Source organism: Kitasatospora sp. NPDC004615, assembly GCF_042873545.1.
Lineage (GTDB): Bacteria > Actinomycetota > Actinomycetes > Streptomycetales > Streptomycetaceae > Kitasatospora.
Genome location: NZ_JBIALQ010000009.1, coordinates 178,225 through 196,357, shown reverse-complemented (window position 1 = coordinate 196,357; position 18,133 = coordinate 178,225). Strand labels below are relative to the sequence as shown.

General features: G+C 72.6%; 19 protein-coding genes. 13 read left to right on the top strand and 6 right to left on the bottom strand.

All coding sequences use genetic code 11. The features are described from left to right. Nucleotides 1-22 precede the first annotated feature (22 nt). Nucleotides 23-667 (bottom strand): DUF2461 domain-containing protein, encoded by a 645-nt coding sequence (locus ACFYS8_RS29050; protein WP_387646415.1) that lies wholly within the window; start codon nt 665-667, stop codon nt 23-25. Between the two features lie 137 nt (nt 668-804). On the opposite strand from ACFYS8_RS29050, the gene ACFYS8_RS29045 reads away from it, so the two are divergent. Genes ACFYS8_RS29045 through ACFYS8_RS29035 form a run of 3 tightly spaced genes read left to right on the top strand, consistent with a single transcriptional unit; the run spans nt 805 to nt 2,990 of the window. Then, a complete protein-coding gene (locus tag ACFYS8_RS29045; RefSeq protein ID WP_387646412.1) occupies nt 805-1,395 on the top strand; it encodes a chorismate pyruvate-lyase family protein in 591 nt (196 codons plus the stop codon). Then, nucleotides 1,392-2,648, top strand: coding sequence for an FAD-dependent monooxygenase (locus tag ACFYS8_RS29040; protein WP_387646409.1), 1,257 nt, complete (start codon nt 1,392-1,394; stop codon nt 2,646-2,648). Before ACFYS8_RS29045 ends, ACFYS8_RS29040 begins: the two co-directional genes overlap by 4 nt. A 9-nt stretch (nt 2,649-2,657) precedes the next feature. Further along, a complete protein-coding gene (locus ACFYS8_RS29035) occupies nt 2,658-2,990 on the top strand; it encodes a hypothetical protein (RefSeq protein ID WP_387646406.1) in 333 nt (110 codons plus the stop codon). Nucleotides 2,991-3,257: 267 nt separating this feature from the next. Here the strand turns inward: ACFYS8_RS29035 and ACFYS8_RS29030 are convergent, their stop codons facing one another. Next, complete coding sequence (locus tag ACFYS8_RS29030) at nt 3,258-4,223, bottom strand: heme A synthase (protein WP_387646403.1); 966 nt, start codon at nt 4,221-4,223, stop codon at nt 3,258-3,260. A gap of 213 nt (nt 4,224-4,436) precedes the next feature. Between ACFYS8_RS29030 and ACFYS8_RS29025 the strand changes: the two genes are divergently transcribed. Beyond that, nucleotides 4,437-5,705 carry a choice-of-anchor A family protein gene (locus ACFYS8_RS29025; RefSeq protein WP_387646401.1) on the top strand — a complete coding sequence of 423 codons (1,269 nt, stop codon included), beginning with the start codon at nt 4,437-4,439 and terminating at the stop codon, nt 5,703-5,705. A gap of 31 nt (nt 5,706-5,736) precedes the next feature. On the opposite strand, the gene ACFYS8_RS29020 is transcribed toward ACFYS8_RS29025, so the two are convergent. Together ACFYS8_RS29020 and ACFYS8_RS29015 are read right to left on the bottom strand one after the other, a co-directional pair. Beyond that, nucleotides 5,737-6,507, bottom strand: a complete 771-nt coding sequence (locus ACFYS8_RS29020) for an ABC transporter permease (protein ID WP_380485442.1) — start codon at nt 6,505-6,507, stop codon at nt 5,737-5,739. Continuing rightward, nucleotides 6,504-7,421: an ABC transporter ATP-binding protein gene (locus ACFYS8_RS29015; protein WP_387646399.1), complete on the bottom strand. Its 918-nt coding sequence runs from the start codon at nt 7,419-7,421 to the stop codon at nt 6,504-6,506. The genes ACFYS8_RS29020 and ACFYS8_RS29015 overlap by 4 nt, the downstream gene beginning before the upstream one ends. Before the next feature lie 124 nt (nt 7,422-7,545). Here ACFYS8_RS29015 and ACFYS8_RS29010 point away from each other — a divergent pair, with 124 nt between their 5' ends. The 8 genes from ACFYS8_RS29010 to ACFYS8_RS28975 all read left to right on the top strand — a co-directional run bounded on the left by ACFYS8_RS29010 (nt 7,546) and on the right by ACFYS8_RS28975 (nt 14,340). Next, nucleotides 7,546-8,415, top strand: coding sequence for a helix-turn-helix transcriptional regulator (locus ACFYS8_RS29010; protein ID WP_387646397.1), 870 nt, complete (start codon nt 7,546-7,548; stop codon nt 8,413-8,415). Beyond that, nucleotides 8,408-9,820, top strand: coding sequence for a Fe-S cluster assembly protein SufB (gene sufB, locus ACFYS8_RS29005; protein ID WP_363480938.1), 1,413 nt, complete (start codon nt 8,408-8,410; stop codon nt 9,818-9,820). Before ACFYS8_RS29010 ends, sufB begins: the two co-directional genes overlap by 8 nt. 60 nt (nt 9,821-9,880) lie before the next feature. Continuing rightward, on the top strand, nt 9,881-11,113 hold the full coding sequence (gene sufD / locus ACFYS8_RS29000; protein ID WP_387646392.1) for a Fe-S cluster assembly protein SufD: 1,233 nt from the start codon (nt 9,881-9,883) through the stop codon (nt 11,111-11,113). Further along, nucleotides 11,110-11,433: a non-heme iron oxygenase ferredoxin subunit gene (locus ACFYS8_RS28995; RefSeq protein ID WP_380365196.1), complete on the top strand. Its 324-nt coding sequence runs from the start codon at nt 11,110-11,112 to the stop codon at nt 11,431-11,433. Before sufD ends, ACFYS8_RS28995 begins: the two co-directional genes overlap by 4 nt. Before the next feature lie 7 nt (nt 11,434-11,440). After that, complete coding sequence (sufC, locus tag ACFYS8_RS28990) at nt 11,441-12,205, top strand: Fe-S cluster assembly ATPase SufC (RefSeq protein WP_387646389.1); 765 nt, start codon at nt 11,441-11,443, stop codon at nt 12,203-12,205. Then, entirely contained in the window at nt 12,202-13,464 is a 1,263-nt protein-coding gene (locus ACFYS8_RS28985) for a cysteine desulfurase (RefSeq protein ID WP_387646387.1), read from the top strand. Before sufC ends, ACFYS8_RS28985 begins: the two co-directional genes overlap by 4 nt. Before the next feature lie 9 nt (nt 13,465-13,473). Then, nucleotides 13,474-13,926, top strand: a complete 453-nt coding sequence (sufU, locus tag ACFYS8_RS28980; RefSeq protein WP_073814843.1) for a Fe-S cluster assembly sulfur transfer protein SufU — start codon at nt 13,474-13,476, stop codon at nt 13,924-13,926. A gap of 126 nt (nt 13,927-14,052) precedes the next feature. Continuing rightward, nucleotides 14,053-14,340 (top strand): metal-sulfur cluster assembly factor, encoded by a 288-nt coding sequence (locus ACFYS8_RS28975; RefSeq protein WP_051055973.1) that lies wholly within the window; start codon nt 14,053-14,055, stop codon nt 14,338-14,340. A gap of 60 nt (nt 14,341-14,400) precedes the next feature. On the opposite strand, the gene ACFYS8_RS28970 is transcribed toward ACFYS8_RS28975, so the two are convergent. After that, the gene (locus tag ACFYS8_RS28970; protein WP_387646384.1) at nt 14,401-14,556 is read right to left on the bottom strand and encodes a hypothetical protein; all 156 of its coding nucleotides are present in this window, start codon (nt 14,554-14,556) and stop codon (nt 14,401-14,403) included. Between the two features lie 221 nt (nt 14,557-14,777). Next, nucleotides 14,778-16,103, bottom strand: a complete 1,326-nt coding sequence (locus tag ACFYS8_RS28965; RefSeq protein ID WP_387646381.1) for an MFS transporter — start codon at nt 16,101-16,103, stop codon at nt 14,778-14,780. Nucleotides 16,104-16,479: 376 nt separating this feature from the next. On the opposite strand from ACFYS8_RS28965, the gene ACFYS8_RS28960 reads away from it, so the two are divergent. Continuing rightward, entirely contained in the window at nt 16,480-18,060 is a 1,581-nt protein-coding gene (locus ACFYS8_RS28960) for a hypothetical protein (RefSeq protein WP_387646378.1), read from the top strand. The last annotated feature ends 73 nt before the right edge of the window (nt 18,061-18,133 follow it).

Here is an 18,133-nt window from a genome sequence, read left to right as displayed (position 1 = left end):
CCGTATTCCGAACCCCTCGGCCTCAGCGCGGCGCAAGCCCGCTGGGGCCGACGTGGTTCTCCAGCCACTCGTGCAGCGGGGCCGCCGCGTGCAGGAAACCGGTGACCCGGCCGTACGCCTTCGCGGTGCCCAGCCAGGGCGCGGGCTCCCACCGCTGCCAGGCGATCAGGCCCTTGTGGCGCAGCAGCTCGATCCGCGGGTGGTCCTTCGGGTAGCCGCGCGGCGCGGTCTTCAGACTGTCCCGGCCGACCACCTCCGGCCCGGCCGCGCGCACCGCCGCCACCACCCGCTCCAGCTCGGCGCCCGGCAGGTCCTCGGCGACCGCGGTGCGGTAGGCCGCCAGCTGGTCGGTGGCCAGGTGGTAGTAGCCGAGCCCGCAGGCCAGGCCCTCGGCGGACAGCTGCACGTACCCGCCGGACTCCAGCACCGCGCCGATGTGCGTCTTGTACGGGGACTTGTCGGCCGAGAACCGGACGTCCCGGTTCGGCCGGAAGATCTTCCCCGGACCGAACTCGGGCTCCAGCCGGGCCAGCAGCGCCTCCATCGGGGCGCGCACCTGTTCCTCGTACTGGGTGCGGTGCTCCGTCCAGAAGGTCCTGGAGTTGTCGGCCTCCAGGTGCTCGTAGAACTCCAGGGCCTCGGCCGGCCAGCCACGGAAATCGTTCACGGGGCCCAGTATTCACGCCGCGGCGGCGCGGGCCGCCGGCTTTGCGCGCGCATGGGGTGACGTTTCGTCAGCGGAAACAGTTCTCCAGTAGGGTCGGCCACCGTTTGCGATCCTGTCGTCGCCTTTCGGGGGAAAGAATGCCGCTCCAGTCCATCGTCCTGTCCGGACACCTGTTCCTGGCCCGCGAACCGGCCGAGCTCGCCGGGCTGATCGGGGCCTTCGCCGACCCGCCCACCCGGATACTGCTCGGCGCGGACGGGCTCACCACCACCCTGCTGTCGGCCTGGACCCGCGGGCCGGTGCGGGTCGGGCACGCCGACCACCGGCGGGTGGCGGCCGCCGAGGCGCCCGCCGGGGCGGCCGCGCTGCTGCTGGCCGGCGACGACGAGGAGCTGATCGTCCGGCGCTCGGTGCTCACCGGCGGTGACGGCGGCGAGCTGTCGCGCAACGTGGTGGTCGCCCGGCCGGTACTGTCCGCCACCGCCGAGCAGTGCCTGACCGACACCGCCGCGCCGATCGGCGCCGCCCTGCAGGCCACCGGCACCGGCTACCGGCGCACCGTGCTGGACGCCGGTGTGCGCGACTGGGACGGGGCGGACGCCGCGTACAAGACCTACCTGATGTGGCACGGGCCGAAGCCGCTGGCCGCCGTCACCGAAACGTTCAACCCCGCGCTGGTGCCCGCCGTGGCCGGGGCCGACCTGCTCGCCGTCGGAGGCCGTCGATGACCCGCCGAACCACCACCGTCGCGATCGTCGGCGCCGGGCCCGCCGGGCTGGTGCTCGCCCACGCGCTGCACCGGGCCGGGATCACCGTCACCGTCCACGAGCGGCTCTCCCGGGCCGCCGTCGAGAGCGCCGCCCGGGCCGGGGTGCTGGAGCACCGGGTGGTGGAGTACCTGCGCGCGCTGGGCCTCACCGACCGGCTGACCGCCGAGGGCGAGCGGCACGGACGGTGCGAGATCACCTGCCTCGGCGAGAACGTGCTGGTCGACTACGGCGCGCTGTCCGGCGGCATCCGGCACTGGGTTTACCCGCAGCAGCTGCTGCTGCGCGACCTGATCGCCGCGTACCTGGCGGACGGCGGCAGCATTGCGTTCGAGCGGCCGGTGGAGTCCGTCACGGTCGGCGCCGACGGCCGCCCCGGGCTGAACACCGCCGACGGCCCGCTCACCGCCGAGTACGTGATCGGCTGCGACGGCGCGCACAGCGTGGTCGCCGCCGCCTTCCCCGACGGCGCCGACGGGCCCGGGCGGCGCTACCCGTACGACTGGCTGACGGTGCTGGCCCGGATCTCCCGGCCGGTCGAGCAGATCCGCTACGCGGTGCACGCCGACGGGTTCGCCGGGATGATGCCGCGCACCGCCGACGTCGGACGGTTCTACCTGGAGGTGCCCGCCGGGGAGGACCCGGCCGGCTGGGGCGAACGGCGGATCCGCGCCGAACTCGAACGGCGGCTGGAGCTCGACGGCGAGGACCCCGCGCTCGGCGCGCTGCTGGAGACCGGCATGCTGCGGATGCGCGGCAAGGTCGCCCGCCGGATGCGGGCCGGGCGGCTGCTGCTGGCCGGGGACGCCGCGCACACCGTCACCCCGTCCGGGGCCAAGGGCCTCAACTCGGCGGTCGCCGACGCCGCCGACCTGGCGGCTGCGCTGATCGCCGAGCTGCGCGACGGCGACGGCACCGGGCTGGACGGCACCGGGCTGGACGGCTACGAGCGGCGACGGCTGGACGCCGCCTGGCGGACCCAGGAGTTCTCCGAGCAGCTGCTCGACCTGCTGCACCTGCCGGCCGGCCTGCCGCCCGGGCAGCGCGAGTTCGCGCTGCGGCTGCGGCTGGAGCGGATCCGCCGGATCGCCGCCCCCGGGCCGGAGGGCGCCGCCTTCGCGCTGGCCTACGCCGGGGCCGGTGAGCTGCGGCTGCCCGCCATGTGGCCGTCGGCACAGGGCGGTGCCGTCGCCAGCGGCGCTACCGGTCGGTAGCATGCGGGCATGACCAGCGCAGAGACCGCCACCACCGCCGCGCCGGACGCCCGCGTCGAGCGTCGCGCCAAGCGCATTGCCAAGCACCTGAGCAGCTTCGCCAAGCAGCACGGCGGCCACGCGGACGGTGTCGTCGAGTACGTCGGCCGCACCGCCACCCGGATCGTCGTGGTCGGCGCCGACGGCACCTGGGGCGACCAGGTCGCGCCGACCTACGCGATCGGCCGCCGGGCCGCCGAGCTCGCCGGGCTCACCCTGCACGACGACTTCGAGGGCGAGCTGGGCCTGAAGGTGAAGACCAGCTCGTACGAGTGGAAGCGCATGGCGGGCATCCAGATCTAGGGTCTGTCCGGCCGATCTTGCCGGGCGCCCGACGCCGGATCATCCCGCCTGGAAGCACCGGCAAACCGCCCAAGTACACCCAGTACGAGGACGGTTCGCCGGCACTCCCAGCCGGGCGCGAAATGGGGGCACCTCCCAGCCCGCAAGGGCTGGGGGAGCCGCGCGCTGATCCGACAAGATCGACCGGACAGACCCTAGTCCGCCCCGGCGGACGGAAAAGGAGCGCGGACAGCTGTCCGCGCTCCTTTTCTGCGTTCGGGGTGTCGCTCAGGCGACCAGCTCGGTCGACGGGGCGGTGGCCTGGGCCGGGATCTCGGCGCGGGTGCGCAGGGCGAGCGGGATGCGGACGGCGGCGCCGAGGATCAGGGCCGAGCCCAGCATGTGCACGCCGACCATGATCTCCGGGGCGTCGGTGAAGTACTGGACGAAGCCCAGCACACCCTGGATCATCAGCAGGCCGAACAGCTCGCGGACCCGGGCCCGGGCGGCCGGCGGGGCCTTCACGGCGGCGAACACCAGCAGCGCCGCCAGCGTCAGGCCGACCGAGAGGAACACCAGATCGGCGTGGGCCTGGACGAGCCGGTCGTAGTCGATCGGGATGCGGTACACCGGCTTACCGTCCTTGGACGAGGCTCCTGGGTGGTGGCCCGCGCCGGTGACCGCCGTACCGGCCACCACCAGCAGGCTGATCGTCAGCACCAGCACCTGGGCGAGGCGCTGGATCGGCTCCGCGACCAGGGCCCGCGGCGCGCCGTCACCCTCCCGGGTGCGCTCCCACTGCACCACCGCGACCCAGACCAGGGCCAGCGCGGCGACCATGTGCGCCGCCACGATGTACGGGTTCAGGCCGGTCAGGACGGTGATGCCGCCCATCACCGCGTTGCTCATCACCAGCCAGAACTGGGCCCAGCCGAGCTTGGTCAGCGAGCGCCGCCACGGCTTGGCGCAGCGGGCCGCCAGGATCGCCCAGCCGACGGCCGCGCACAGCACGTAGGTGAGCATCCGGTTGGTGAACTCGATGACGCCGTTGATGCCCATCTCGGGCGTCGGCGTCAGGCTCTCGGCGGTGCAGCGCGGCCAGGTGGTGCAGCCGAGACCGGAGGCGGTCAGCCGGACGGCGCCGCCGGTGACCACGATCACCACGCTCATCACCAGGGCGGCCATGGCCGCCCGGCGGACGTGCTGCGCGCTCGGGTGCCAGCGCTCGGCGAGGAGGGAGAACGGGTTGGTCACCGGACCATCGTAGGCGGGCTTACACGGTGGTCCGGCGGCGCGGGTGCGGCAGCGGGCCTCGCGAGGGGCGCGCGGACAAAACGGACGGATCGAGCGTGTCGGTGCGTTGGTCTTGACCTACTGGTGAGTGGCCGAAAGGGTGCGACTTGGTCCAGACCTTTCACAGGTTGGGCTCATCTCCCCCTGCCCTTCTCCACCCGTGGAGTCCTGCACATGCGCAAGTCCATATCCGCCGCCGCCGTGGCGCTCGGCGGCTCGCTCGCCCTCGCGGCCCTGGTCGCGCCCACCCCCGCGACCGCCTCCCCCGGCGAGGGCAACTGCTTCAGCCTCGGCGTCGCCGGCAAGTACGGCGAGTTCATCGAGGGTGACGACACCCACAGTCCCGACGCCGAAGGCGCCGTCGCGATCGGTGGGAACGCCGATTTCAGCCAGGCCGGTTTCTCGGTGGGGCAGGAGCTCACCGCCGATGAGGTCAAGGCCCTGCCCGGCGGTTACTCCCTGGTGGTCGGCGGCGACATCAAGGGACCCGTCCACGTGCAGAAGGGCAAGGGCGTCTACGCCGGGCGGAACCTCGGTGGAGCGATGGACGGTGTGACCAAGGGGACGTCGCCGATCGACTTCGCGGCCGAGTTCGCCAAGCTGCGGGCCGTGTCCGCCGAGCTGGCGAAGACCGCGGGCGCGGCCCCGGTGGCGGACGGCCGCACCCTGACCTTCACCGGCGCCGACGCCAAGGCCAACTTCTTCACGGTGACCGCGGACACCCTGCAGAGGGCGGGCGAGATCCAGCTGAAGGTCCCGGCCGGCTCGTCCACCGTGATCACCGTCACCGGCGGCGGCTACGACCAGACCAAGGCGCCCACCAGCGGGTTCCTGATCTGGGACAACGCCAAGAAGGGCTACCTGCTGGACGACAAGCTGCAGTCCGCGGACGGCGGCGCCGAGCGGGCCAGGCTGCTGTGGAACTTCCCCACCGCCACGAAGATCACCAAGCACAGCGGCAACGCCTGGCCGGGCAGCATCCTGGCGCCGAACGCGGCGTTCGACCTGGGCAGGGGCGGTCCGGTGAACGGCTCGGTGTGGGCGAAGTCGCTCACCGGCAGTGGCGGGGCCGAGACTCACCACTACCCGTTCGAGGGCTGCCTGCCGGGGACCACCGTGCCGCCGGTCTCGCCGTCCGGGGCCCCGTCCGCGTCGCCCTCGCCGTCCGCGGGCAGCGGCGGGTCGGAGAGCCCGTCGCCGTCGGGCAGCGCCTCGACGCCGGGCGGCAGCGAGTCGCCGAGCCCGAGCGGGCCGGGCGGCGCTTCGGTGAGCCCGTCCGCGAGCCACTCCGCCCAGGCGGGCGGTGGCAGCGGCGGTGGCGGGCTGGCGTTCACCGGGTCGGAGGGCCTGCTGGCGCTGACCGTGGGCGGCGCGGCGGTGCTCGGCGTGGGCGGCGGGATCGTCTACGCGGCACGCCGCAAGAAGGCCGGCGCCGCTTCCTGAGCCCGGACGTGGCCCCCGAGGGCAGCGGGGGCTACTCCCAGCGGAAGAAGCGGGCGGCCGCGGCCAGGCCGAGCACCGACCAGACGCCCAGGACGCCGAGGTCGGACCAGGGCATGCCGTGGCCGAGCTGGAGCACCGAGCGCAGGCCGTCGGAGAGCGCCGAGATCGGCAGCAGCTCCAGCACCGGGCGCACCGCGTCCGGGAACTTGGCGAGCGGCACCACCACGCCGCCGGCCAGCAGCAGCAGGATGAACACCAGGTTGGCGCCGGCCAGGGTGGCCTCCGCGCGCAGCGTGCCCGCCATCAGCAGGCCGAGGCCGGAGAACGCGGCGGTGCCGAGCACCAGCAGGAGCAGGACCGCCAGCGGGTTGCCGTGCGGCGACCAGCCGAGGGCCAGCGCGATGCCGGAGAGCAGCAGCACCTGGAGCAGTTCGGTGACCAGCACGCAGCCGGTCTTCGCGGTGAGCAGCGCCCAGCGGGGCAGCGGTGTCGCGCCGAGCCGCTTGAGGACGCCGTAGCGGCGCTCGAAGCCGGTGGCGATGGCCTGGCCGGTGAAGGCGGTGGACATCACGGCGAGCGCCAGCAGGCCGGGGGCGAGGAAGTCGACGCGCTTGCCGGGGCCGTCCACGGCGACCACGTCGACGGCGGAGAACAGCACCAGCAGCACGGTGGGGATGACCACGGTGAGCAGCAGCTGCTCGCCGTTGCGCAGCAGCATCCTGGTCTCCAGGGCGGTCTGCGCGAGCAGCATCCGGCCGACCGGCGCGGCGCCCGGGCGGGGGGTGAGGTCGGTGGCGGTCATCGCAGGTCCCGTCCGGTCAGGTCGAGGAAGACGTCTTCGAGGCTGCGGCGCTGTACCGCGAGCTTGTCGGGCATCACCCCGGCCTCGGCGCACCAGCCGGTGACGGCGGCGAGCAGGGCGGCGTCCAGGGCGGCCTCGACGCGGTAGGAGCCGCGGGAGGGCTCGGCGACCAGAGCGGTGTCGGGGAGGACCTTGCGCAGGCCGGCCAGGTCCAGCCCGGGCGGTCCGTCGAAGCGCAGCTGGGCGTCGGGGCCGCGCAGCTCGTCGGGGGAGCCCTGGGTGATGACCTTGCCGCGGTCGACGACGGCGACGTCGTCGGCGAGCTGTTCGGCCTCGTCCATCTGGTGGGTGGTGAGGACGACGGTGACGCCGGCGGTGCGCAGTTCGGTGACCAAGTCCCAGGTGGCGCGGCGGGCCTGCGGGTCGAGGCCGGCGGTGGGCTCGTCCAGGAAGACCAGTTCGGGGCGGCCGACCACGGCCATGGCGAGGGCCAGGCGCTGCTGCTGGCCGCCGGAGAGCCGGCGGTAGGGGGTGCGGCCGCAGGAGTCCAGGCCGAGGCGTTCGGCGAGCGGGCCGACGGGCAGCGGGTTCGCGTAGAGCTTCGCGGTGTGCTGGAGCATTTCGAGGGCGCGCGCACCGGCGTACACGCCGCCGGATTGGAGCATCACGCCGATCCGCGGCTTGAGCTGCCCGGCCTGTGCGACCGGGTCCAGGCCGAGGACCCGGACGGTGCCGGCGTCAGGGCGGCGGTAGCCCTCGCAGGTCTCGATGGTGGTGGTCTTGCCCGCGCCGTTGGGGCCGAGCACCGCGGTGACGGTTCCGCGCGCGATGGCCAGGTCGAGGCCGTCCACGGCGGTCTTGTCGCCGTACCGCTTGACCAGTCCGGTCACCTCGACGGCGGGGTCTGCATGCATACCGGCGAGTGTAGGAGCAGTTCACGGCCCTCATCAGGTAAGGCATGCCTTCCGTGATGGAGGCCACCGGTGAGACCGGGGTCACGGCTTGTTTCCCGCGGACGAATTAAGCAACAATCGTGTTGTGAAAAAGATTCGCGAGCGCGACGCTCAGCGGGAGCCCGAGGCTCCCGACTGTGCCGTGCCCGCGACTCCGGCGGAGGCGCTCGCCGCCGAGGGCCACCGGGCGACCCGGGACCGGGTCGCCCGTTCGATCCTCGACCACGGGCCGTCCTCGGCCGCCGACCTGGCCGGCCGCCTCGGCCTGACCACCGCCGCGGTGCGCCGCCACCTGGACGGCCTGACCGCCGCCGGGCTGGTCGAGTCCCGCGAGCAGCGGGTCTACGGCAGCCGCGGCCGGGGCCGTCCGGCCAAGGTGTTCGCCCTGACCGACGGCGGGCGGGACGCCTTCTACCAGGCCTACGACCAGCTCGCCGCAGACGCGCTGCGCTGGATCTCGGAGGCCGCCGGTGGCGGCGAGGCGGGCGAGCAGGCGGTCGCCGCCTTCGCCCGGGCCCGGCTCGCCAAGCAGGGCCGGAAGTACCGGGGCGAGGTCGAACAGGCCGACGCCCCGCAGCGGGCCCAGGCGCTCGCTCGGGCCTTGAGCGCCGACGGGTACGCTGCCACGGTGCGGCCCGTCCCGTCCGCCGCCCCGGCGCCTGCCGCCCCGGCCGGCGCCCAGCTGTGCCAGCACCACTGCCCGGTCGCGCACATCGCCGAGCAGTTCCCGCAGCTCTGCGAGGCGGAGACCGAGGTCTTCTCGCAGCTCCTGGGCACCCATGTGCAACGGCTGGCCACCATCGCCCACGGCGACGGGGTCTGCACCACGTATGTGCCGGCATCCGGTGCCGCACCGTCGTCCTCCGGGACGCCCGGTGCCGTGCCGACTGCCGGTACCTCCATCGAACGTCCGACGAAACCGGCTCCACCGCGCGGAGGAACCTCGCATGACTGACATCGCACACCCCGAGCTCGAAGGTCTCGGCACGTACGAGTACGGCTGGGCCGACTCGGACGCGGCCGGTGCCGCCGCCAAGCGTGGCCTGAGCGAGGACGTCGTCCGCGACATCTCGGCGAAGAAGAACGAGTCCGAGTGGATGCTCAACCTTCGCCTCAAGGGCCTGAAGCTGTTCGGCAAGAAGCCGATGCCGACCTGGGGCTCCGACCTGTCGGGCATCGACTTCGACAACATCAAGTACTTCGTGCGCTCGACCGAGAAGCAGGCCGAGTCCTGGGAGGACCTGCCCGCCGACATCAAGGCCACGTACGACAAGCTGGGCATCCCGGAGGCGGAGAAGCAGCGCCTGGTCGCCGGTGTCGCCGCCCAGTACGAGTCCGAGGTCGTCTACCACCAGATCCGTGAGGACTTGGAGGAGCAGGGCGTCATCTTCCTGGACACCGACACCGCGCTGCGCGAGCACCCGGAGCTGTTCAAGGAGTACTTCGGCACCGTCATCCCGGTGGGCGACAACAAGTTCGCCTCGCTGAACACCGCGGTGTGGTCCGGCGGATCGTTCATCTATGTGCCGAAGGGCGTGCACGTGGACATCCCGCTGCAGGCCTACTTCCGGATCAACACCGAGAACATGGGCCAGTTCGAGCGGACGCTGATCATCGTCGACGAGGACGCCTACGTCCACTACGTCGAGGGCTGCACCGCGCCGATCTACTCCTCGGACTCGCTGCACTCCGCGGTGGTCGAGATCATCGTCAAGAAGGGCGGCCGCTGCCGCTACACGACCATCCAGAACTGGTCGAACAACGTCTACAACCTGGTCACCAAGCGCGCCGTGGCGTACGAGGGCGCGACCATGGAGTGGGTCGACGGCAACATCGGCTCCAAGGTCACCATGAAGTACCCGGCCGTCTACCTGATGGGCGAGCACGCCAAGGGCGAGACGCTGTCGATCGCGTTCGCCGGCGAGGGCCAGCACCAGGACGCCGGCGCGAAGATGGTCCACATGGCGCCGAACACCTCGTCGCACATCGTCTCCAAGTCGGTGGCGCGCGGCGGCGGCCGGACCTCCTACCGCGGTCTGATCGAGATCGGCGAGGGCTCGCACGGCGCCAAGTCGAACGTGCTGTGCGACGCGCTGCTGGTCGACACCATCTCCCGCTCGGACACCTACCCGTACGTGGACGTCCGCGAGGACGACGTGTCGATGGGCCACGAGGCGACGGTCTCCAAGGTCTCCGAGGACCAGCTCTTCTACCTGATGAGCCGCGGCCTGACCGAGACCGAGGCGATGGCGATGATCGTCCGAGGCTTCGTCGAGCCGATCGCGCGCGAGCTGCCGATGGAATACGCGCTGGAGCTGAACCGGCTGATCGAGCTGCAGATGGAGGGCGCGGTCGGCTGACGCGCCGTCAGCCCCCGCCCGTCCGTCGACCATTTCCGAAAGAGAGCAACACGAACAGCCATGGCTGAGCAGAACACTCCCGGCTCCACCACCGCCGGTTCGATCGAGGTGGGCACCGCCGGCGCCGGCGCGCAGCTCGCCGGTCCGGGCACCGGCCGCGAGAGCGTCCGGCAGCCGATCGACGCCCGCGTCGCGGTCAAGCCGTCCTTCGACGTGAACGACTTCCCGGTGCCGACCGGCCGCGAGGAGGACTGGCGCTTCACGCCGATGCACCGCCTCGCCGGCCTGCACGACGGCACGGCCGTCGACGCGGTCCGCGGTGAGGACAAGATCGAGCTGGGCCTGCCGGAGGGTGTCACCTCCGAGCTGGTCGGCCGCGACGACGCCCGCGTCGGCAAGGCCGGCACCCCGGTGGACCGGATCGCCGCGCAGGCGTTCAGCGCCTTCGAGCAGGCCCTGGTGGTGACCGTCCCCAAGGAGACGGTGCTGACCGAGCCGGTCCGGATCGACGTGCACGGCGAGGGCGGGGTCCGCTTCGCCCACGTGGTGATCGAGGTCAAGCCGTTCGCCGAGGCCGTCGTGGTGCTGAACCACTCCGGCACCGGCACCCGCGCCGCCAACGTCGACCTGCTGGTCGGCGACGGCGCCAAGCTGACCTTCGTCTCCGTCCAGGACTGGGAGCGGGACGCGGTGCACGCCGCCCAGCACAACGCGCTGGTCGGCCGGGACGCCACCTTCAAGTCCGTGGTGGTCACCTTCGGCGGCGACGTGGTGCGCCTGCACCCGCGGGTCTCCTACGCGGGCCCCGGCGGCGAGGCCGAGCTGTTCGGCCTGTACTTCGCGGACGCCGGGCAGCACCTCGAGCACCGCCTGATCATCGACCACGACACCCCGCACTGCCGCTCCAACGTGGCCTACAAGGGCGCGCTGCAGGGCGAGGACGCGCACGCGGTGTGGATCGGCGACGTGCTGATCCGCGCGGCCGCGGTCGGCACCGACACCTACGAGCTCAACCGCAACCTGGTGCTCACCGACGGCGCCCGGGTCGACTCGGTCCCCAACCTGGAGATCGAGACCGGCGAGATCGTCGGCGCCGGCCACGCCTCCGCCACCGGCCGCTTCGACGACGAGCAGCTGTTCTACCTGCAGTCCCGCGGCATCCCGGCCGACGAGGCCCGCCGCCTGGTGGTGCGCGGCTTCTTCGCCGAGCTGGTCCAGCAGATCGGCGTCGCCGAGATCCAGGACCGCCTGATGGAGAAGATCGAGGCCGAGCTGGAAGAGACGGTCGCATGAGCGCCGGCTACCTGCGTGCCTGCGCGCTGAGCGTGCTGCAGGAGGACGTGCCCAAGAAGGTCGAGCTGAACGGCGTCCCGGTGGCGATCGTCCGCACCGACGAGGGCGTGTTCGCGATCAACGACATCTGCTCGCACGCCAACGTCTCGCTCTCCGAGGGCGAGGTCGAGGACTGCATGATCGAGTGCTGGCTGCACGGCTCCAGCTTCGACCTGCGCACCGGAAAGCCGTCCGGGCTGCCCGCGACCAGGCCGGTCGCCGTCTACCCCGTAAAGATCGAAGGGGACGATGTGCTCGTCTCCGTCAACCAGGAGAACTGAGTACCCCATGGCAACGCTTGAAATCCGCGACCTGCACGTCTCCGTCAACGCCGAGGGCGGCCCGCGCCAGATCCTCAAGGGCGTCGACCTGACGGTCAAGCAGGGCGAGACCCACGCGATCATGGGTCCGAACGGCTCCGGCAAGTCCACCCTGGCCTACTCGCTGGCCGGCCACCCCAAGTACACCGTCACCGGTGGCGAGGTGCTGCTGGACGGCGAGGACGTGCTGGCGATGTCGGTCGACGAGCGCGCCAAGGCCGGCCTCTTCCTGGCCATGCAGTACCCGGTCGAGGTCCCCGGCGTCTCGGTCTCCAACTTCCTGCGCACCGCCGCCACCGCCGTCCGCGGCGAGGCCCCCAAGCTGCGGCTGTGGGTCAAGGAGGTCAAGGAGGCGATGGCCGCCCTGCAGATGGACCCGGCGTTCGCCGAGCGCAACGTCAACGAGGGCTTCTCCGGCGGTGAGAAGAAGCGTCACGAGATCCTCCAGCTCGAGCTGCTCAAGCCGAAGGTCGCGATCCTCGACGAGACCGACTCCGGCCTGGACGTCGACGCGCTGCGGATCGTCTCCGAGGGCATCAACCGGGTCCGCTCCACCGGCGAGGTCGGCACCCTGCTGGTCACCCACTACACCCGCATCCTGCGCTACATCAAGCCCGACTACGTGCACGTCTTCGCGGGCGGCCGGATCGTCGAGTCCGGCGGTGCCGAGCTCGCCGACAAGCTGGAGGAAGAGGGCTACGAGAGCTACGTGAAGGGCGGCGCTTCCGAGTGACCCACTCCCATCTGACCGGACTCCTGGACACCGACGCGATCCGCAAGGACTTCCCCGTCCTGTCGCGGGTGCTGCACGACGGCAAGCCGCTGGTGTACCTGGACAACGCGGCGACCTCGCAGAAGCCGCGCCAGGTGCTGGACGCGCTGAACGCCTACTACGAGCAGCACAACTCCAACGTCCACCGCGGCGTGCACGTGCTCGCCGAGGAGGCGACCGCGCTGTACGAGGGCGCCCGGGACAAGGTCGCGGCGTTCATCAACGCGCCCAGCCGGAACGAGGTGATCTTCACCAAGAACGCCTCGGAGTCGCTCAACCTCGTTGCCAACATGCTGGGTTGGGCCGACGAGCCGTACCGGGTGGACGCCGACTCGGAGATCGTGATCACCGAGATGGAGCACCACTCCAACATCGTTCCGTGGCAGCTGCTCGCGCAGCGCACCGGCGCGAAGCTGAAGTGGTTCGGGCTGACCGACGAGGGCCGGCTCGACCTGTCCAACATCGACGAGCTGATCACCGAGAAGACGAAGATCGTCTCCGTCACCCTGGTGTCCAACCTGCTGGGCACCATCAACCCGGTGGAGACCATCGTCCGCAAGGCCCAGTCGGTCGGCGCGCTGGTCGCCATCGACGCCTCGCAGGCCGCCCCGCACGCCGTCCTCGACGTGCAGGCGCTGGAGGCCGACTTCGTCGCCTTCACCGGCCACAAGATGCTGGCCCCGACCGGCATCGGCGTGCTGTGGGGACGCCAGGAGCTCCTCGAGGACCTCCCGCCGTTCCTCGGTGGCGGCGAGATGATCGAGACCGTCACCATGGGCTCGTCCACCTACGCCCCCGCGCCGCACAAGTTCGAGGCCGGCACCCCGCCGATCGCCCAGGCCGTCGGTCTCGGCGCCGCCATCGACTACCTGTCGGCGATCGGCATGGACCGCGTGGCCGCGCACGAGCACGCGATCACCGAGTACGCCATCGAGCGCCTGCTGGACGTCCCCGACCTGCGGATCATCGGCCCGCGCACGGCCGTGGACCGCGGCGCGGCGATCTCCTTCACGCTCGGCGACATCCACCCGCACGACGTCGGCCAGGTGCTCGACGAGCAGGGCATCGCGGTCCGGGTCGGCCACCACTGCGCGCGGCCGGTCTGCCTGCGGTACGGAATTCCGGCGACCACCAGGGCGTCGTTCTATCTGTACTCCACGCCCGGTGAGGTGGACGCGCTGATCGACGGCCTCCACCACGTCCGCAACTTCTTCGGCTGAGGTGGTCGCATGAAGCTCGACTCGATGTACCAGGAGATCATCCTGGACCACTACCGCAACCCCCACGGCAAGGGGCTGCGGGACGGCGACGCCGAGGTGCACCACGTCAACCCGACGTGCGGCGACGAGATCACCCTGCGGGTGAAGCTCGACGGCGCGGTCGTCGCGGACGTCTCCTACGAGTCGCAGGGCTGCTCGATCAGCCAGGCCTCCGCCTCCGTGCTCAACGACCTGGTGGTCGGCAAGACGGTCGGCGAGGCGCAGCAGGTCCAGGAGGCGTTCCTGGAGCTGATGCAGAGCAAGGGCCAGTCCGAGGGCGACGAGGAGATCCTGGAGGACGCCGTCGCGTTCGCCGGGGTCTCCAAGTACCCGGCCCGGGTCAAGTGCGCCCTGCTCGGCTGGATGGCCTGGAAGGACGCCACCGCCAAGGCGCTGGCCGGCCACCCCGAGATTTCCGACTGACGTTCCGGTAAGGACACTGAATTCATGAGCGAGAACGAGACCCCCGAGGCCGCCACGGCCGAGGTCGCGGTGTCCGACAGCCCCGGTGCGTTCACCACCGCCGGGACCGTCACCACCGAGGACCTCATGGAGGCCCTGATGGACGTCGTCGACCCCGAACTGGGCATCGACGTCGTCAACCTGGGCCTGATCTACGGCCTGCACATCGACGAGGACGACACCGCCACCGTCGACATGACCCTCACCTCCGCGGCCTGCCCCCTCACCGACGTGATCGAGGACCAGGCCCGGACCGCCACCGACGGCCTGGTCAAGGACCTGCGGATCAACTGGGTCTGGATGCCGCCGTGGGGCCCGGACAAGATCACCGACGAGGGCCGCGACCAGCTGCGCGCGCTCGGCTTCAACGTCTGATCGGTCAGTAGTACTTCTGGCAGGGGCGGGACCTTCGGGTTCCGCCCCTGCTGCGTGTGCTCACTTGATCGTTGCCTCCCGCAGCGCCGCCGCCACCTGGCGGACCGGGCCCGACTGCGGACGGTCGGGCAGCCGGGCCAGCAGCAGCCGGCGCACCTCCTGCGGGCCGCCGCGCACCGGCAGCACCCGCACGCCCGGCGGCGCGGCGGCGGCCATCGCCGGGGAGACCGTGGTCAGCCCGCAGCCCGCAGCCCGCAGCCCGCAGCCCGCAGCCCGCAGCCCGCAGCCCGCAGCCCGCAGCCCGCCGCCACCAGATGCAGTTTGGCCAGCCAGTCGCGGTGGCGGCGAGGGCGCTGCCGGGCCGGGCTGGGGCGGGGGTGTCCTCGGCCCGGCCCGGCGGGTGTCGCCTTCGGGGATGTCCGCCTCGCGGCGGGGGGTCAGTCCTTGCGGCGCAGGACGGCGGCGGCCAGGGCCAGGGAGGCGGTGGCGGCGAGGGCGGCGAAGGTGGTGATGGCGGGGATCAGGCCGTAGGCGCGGGTGAGGGCGCCGACGGCGATGATCGGGGCGGAGGAGCCGAGGTAGACGATCACCCAGAGGGTGGAGAGTTCGCTGCCGCGGCGGGCGGGGTCGAGGGCGGCCACTGCGGCGGTGAACAGGGAGCGGAAGGCGATGCCCTGGCTGACGCCGGCGACCACGCTGCCGATGAAGAGGAGTGCGGGGGTGCCGGTGGCGGCGGCCGCGGTGAGCAGGCCGAGGCCGGTGGCCAGGCCGGTCAGGCCGGCGGCGACCACGATGCGGTCGGAGGTGGGCGGGACCAGCAGCTGGGCGGCTGCTGAGGAGCCGAGCAGCAGGGCCGCGACGGCGGCGCCCGCCATCTTGGAGTCGGTGTGCAGCAGGGTGCTGGAGAACGCCGGGGCGAGCGCCAGGTAGACGCCGAAGACCGCGTACGAGACGAAGCCCGCGCCGGAGGCGAGCAGGAACTCGCGGCGCCCGGAGCGGGGCAGCCGCAGGCGCTGCGGGCGCAGGTGGGTGGGGGTGGTGATGCGCGGCGGGGAGGCCGGGGGGCGGACCGAGCCGGGCATCCGCGGGTGCACCAGGGCGAGGGGTACGCAGAGGGCGAGCAGCGCGACGGCGTGGGTCAGGAACAGGCCCGGCAGCGGGTTCGAACCCGAGGCCATGGCCGCGCCGACCAGCGGGCCGAGCGCGACGCCGCCGGCCGAGCAGGCCAGGGTGAGTTTGGCGGCGAGGGTGGGCCGGTCGGGCAGCAGGTCGCCGAGGGCGGCGCCCGCCGCGCCCGTGGACAGGCCGACGGCGATGCCCTGGACGGCGCGTCCGGCGGCCAGTTGCCAGAAGGAGCCGGCGGTGGCGAAGACGACGTCGCCGGCGGCGGACAGCGCGACCGCGGGCAGGATCATGGCGCGTCGCCCGAGGTGGTCCGACCAGTGGCCGACCGCGGCCAGTACCGGGACCAGGGCGAACACGTAGACCGTGAACAGGATCGTGGTGTCGAGCGGGGTCAGGCCGAGCCGCTGCTGGAGCGCGGGGTAGAGCGGCGTGACCAGGTTGGCGCCGATCAGCATCAGCAGCAGGCCGGCGGCGACCAGGCCGACCCGGATGCCGCGCAGCGCGTTCCATCGGCTGATCGCGGAGAGCTGGAGCTGCTTGCGAGGGGCGAGTTCCAGCGGAAGCAGGGCCTCCGACAGTCGGCGGCCGGCGTACTGAGCGGTGCTCAGGCCGGGGCCGGCGGGGGAGAGGTCCGCCATGGCAGGGGTCTCCTGTGGCCGGGCGCCGCCGGGCGTGGCCAGGCCGGGGAGTGGTGGCATGGCGGACTGGCCCGGTCGGCGCGGGTGTGCACGTGGTTCTTGGGGTTCGGAGCTCCGTCGCTCCGGGGACGCACGCGCGGGGGTGGTGCGCGGCGCCCACCGAAGGATACGTGCACCCGGGCACTCGTTCGGCCGCACCGTCCCACTCGTTCGGGGGGACGCCCGGGCGGCTCACGCTTTCGGTGGTGGCGGCCGATACGCTGGGTTGACGGGCCGACACACCGGTCCGCGCCGCCGATGCCCCGGCGTCCGCCCATTTGTCGGACCGCCCACCGGGCGGCGGTTACCTCCGACGAACAGCGGGAGTTCGCGCGCGATGGCCGGACGAAGCCGTAAGACCCCTGAGCAGCAGCCGTCCGACGCCGAGGGCCTGCTGCCCGCCGACTACGACCTCGCGGAGCTGTACGGCTCCAGCAGCGGCGACGAGGACCCCGACGACACGGCGGTGCTGATCCCGCCGATCGTGCTGCCCTCGGACCGGGAACTCGCCGACGCGGCGCTCGCCGTCCCGCTGATCGCCCAGGTGGTCGCGCTGGCCCGCTGGGTCGACCCGCACCGCGACGTCGACGAGCACGGCGACCTCGGCCCCGAGGACCGGATCCGGGCCGCCCGGATGCTCGGCATCGAGAACCCGGACGAGGAGGACGTCGTCGAGGCGATGCGCGCCTGGGCGCTGGCCTGCGACCTCGGCGCGGTGGAGACCGGCACCACCGAGGGCGGCACCCACATCGCCGTCCCCGGCGCCGACCTGCCCGCCGTCGAGGCCGGCGAGCCGGCGGCCGTGCTCGGCCTGTGGTTCGAGGCCGCCGAACTGGTCCGCGAACTCGCCGCCGAGGCCGAGTCGGTGGACCCGGACGTGGTCGAGGGCAGCGAGCGGGACGATCCCGAGGGCCTGGCCGAGGTGGAGGACGCCCGGGACCAGGCCGCCGAGATCCTCGACGAGGCGCTGCACGTGCTGTACGAGTCCACCGCGTTCGCCGAGCCCGGCGCCGACACCACCGTCCCGCTGGGCGTGCTGGCCGCGCTGCTGGTCGTCCCCGAGGGCGAGGAGCCCGACGAGGAGATGCTCGGCGAGATCACCGACCTGATGGTCGTCCTCGACCCGATGCTCGGCGACCTCGCCGAACTCGGCCTGGTCGAGCACACGCCGATCGACCCCGAACTGTTCGAGGAGGAGGACGACGCCGCCGCCGAGCCCGAGCACCCGCTGACCGACGAGGACGCCGCTCGCTTCGGCACCGTCCGGCTCACCCCGCTCGGCCAGTACGCCGTCCGCGAGTGGCTGATCGCCGACGGCCTCGACGCCCCGCTGATCGGTGACCTCGCCGACCTCGACGGCCCCGCCCTGCTGCGCGCCCTCGCCGAGAACGGCAACACGTTCGCCGAGCCCGAGCTCAAGGCCTGGCTGGCCGCCCGGGAGAACGCCACCGACGCCGCCCGCGCGCTGCTGTCCGGCGGGCGGGGCCGCGACGTGCAGTCGCCGGTGCGCCGCTACTACTGCGGGTTCGCGCTCGGCGAGCTCGGCGAGGACGCCGTCCCCGCCGTCCGGGAGGTCGTCGACGACCCCGAGCTGGGCGGCCTGGCCCGCGAGTGGCTGCGCGCCCGCGGCGAGGACGTCGAGGCCGCCGAACGCCCCGACGCGCTGTGGCGGGTGGTCGACTCGGTGGCCGCCGTGCTGCTGCTCACCGCCGGTGAGGGCGGCCGCCTGCAGGCGCTGGTCGCCGACCTGCCGGTCACCGACAACCCGGCCAGCTACTTCGGTGAGGTGTGGCGGGTGCCGCACCCGTTGACGCCCGAGGTGCTGGAGGTCATCGGCGCGCTCCACCTGGACCGCAAGGTCGCCAAGGAGGCGCGGCGGGCCGCGATCAAGGCCCGTTCGCTGAGGGCGCAGCGCTGACGGGCAACCCGGGCGGGTTCCCGCCGCGTCACCCTGGCGGAAGACCACTGCGGAGCTGATGGATCGACAGGTT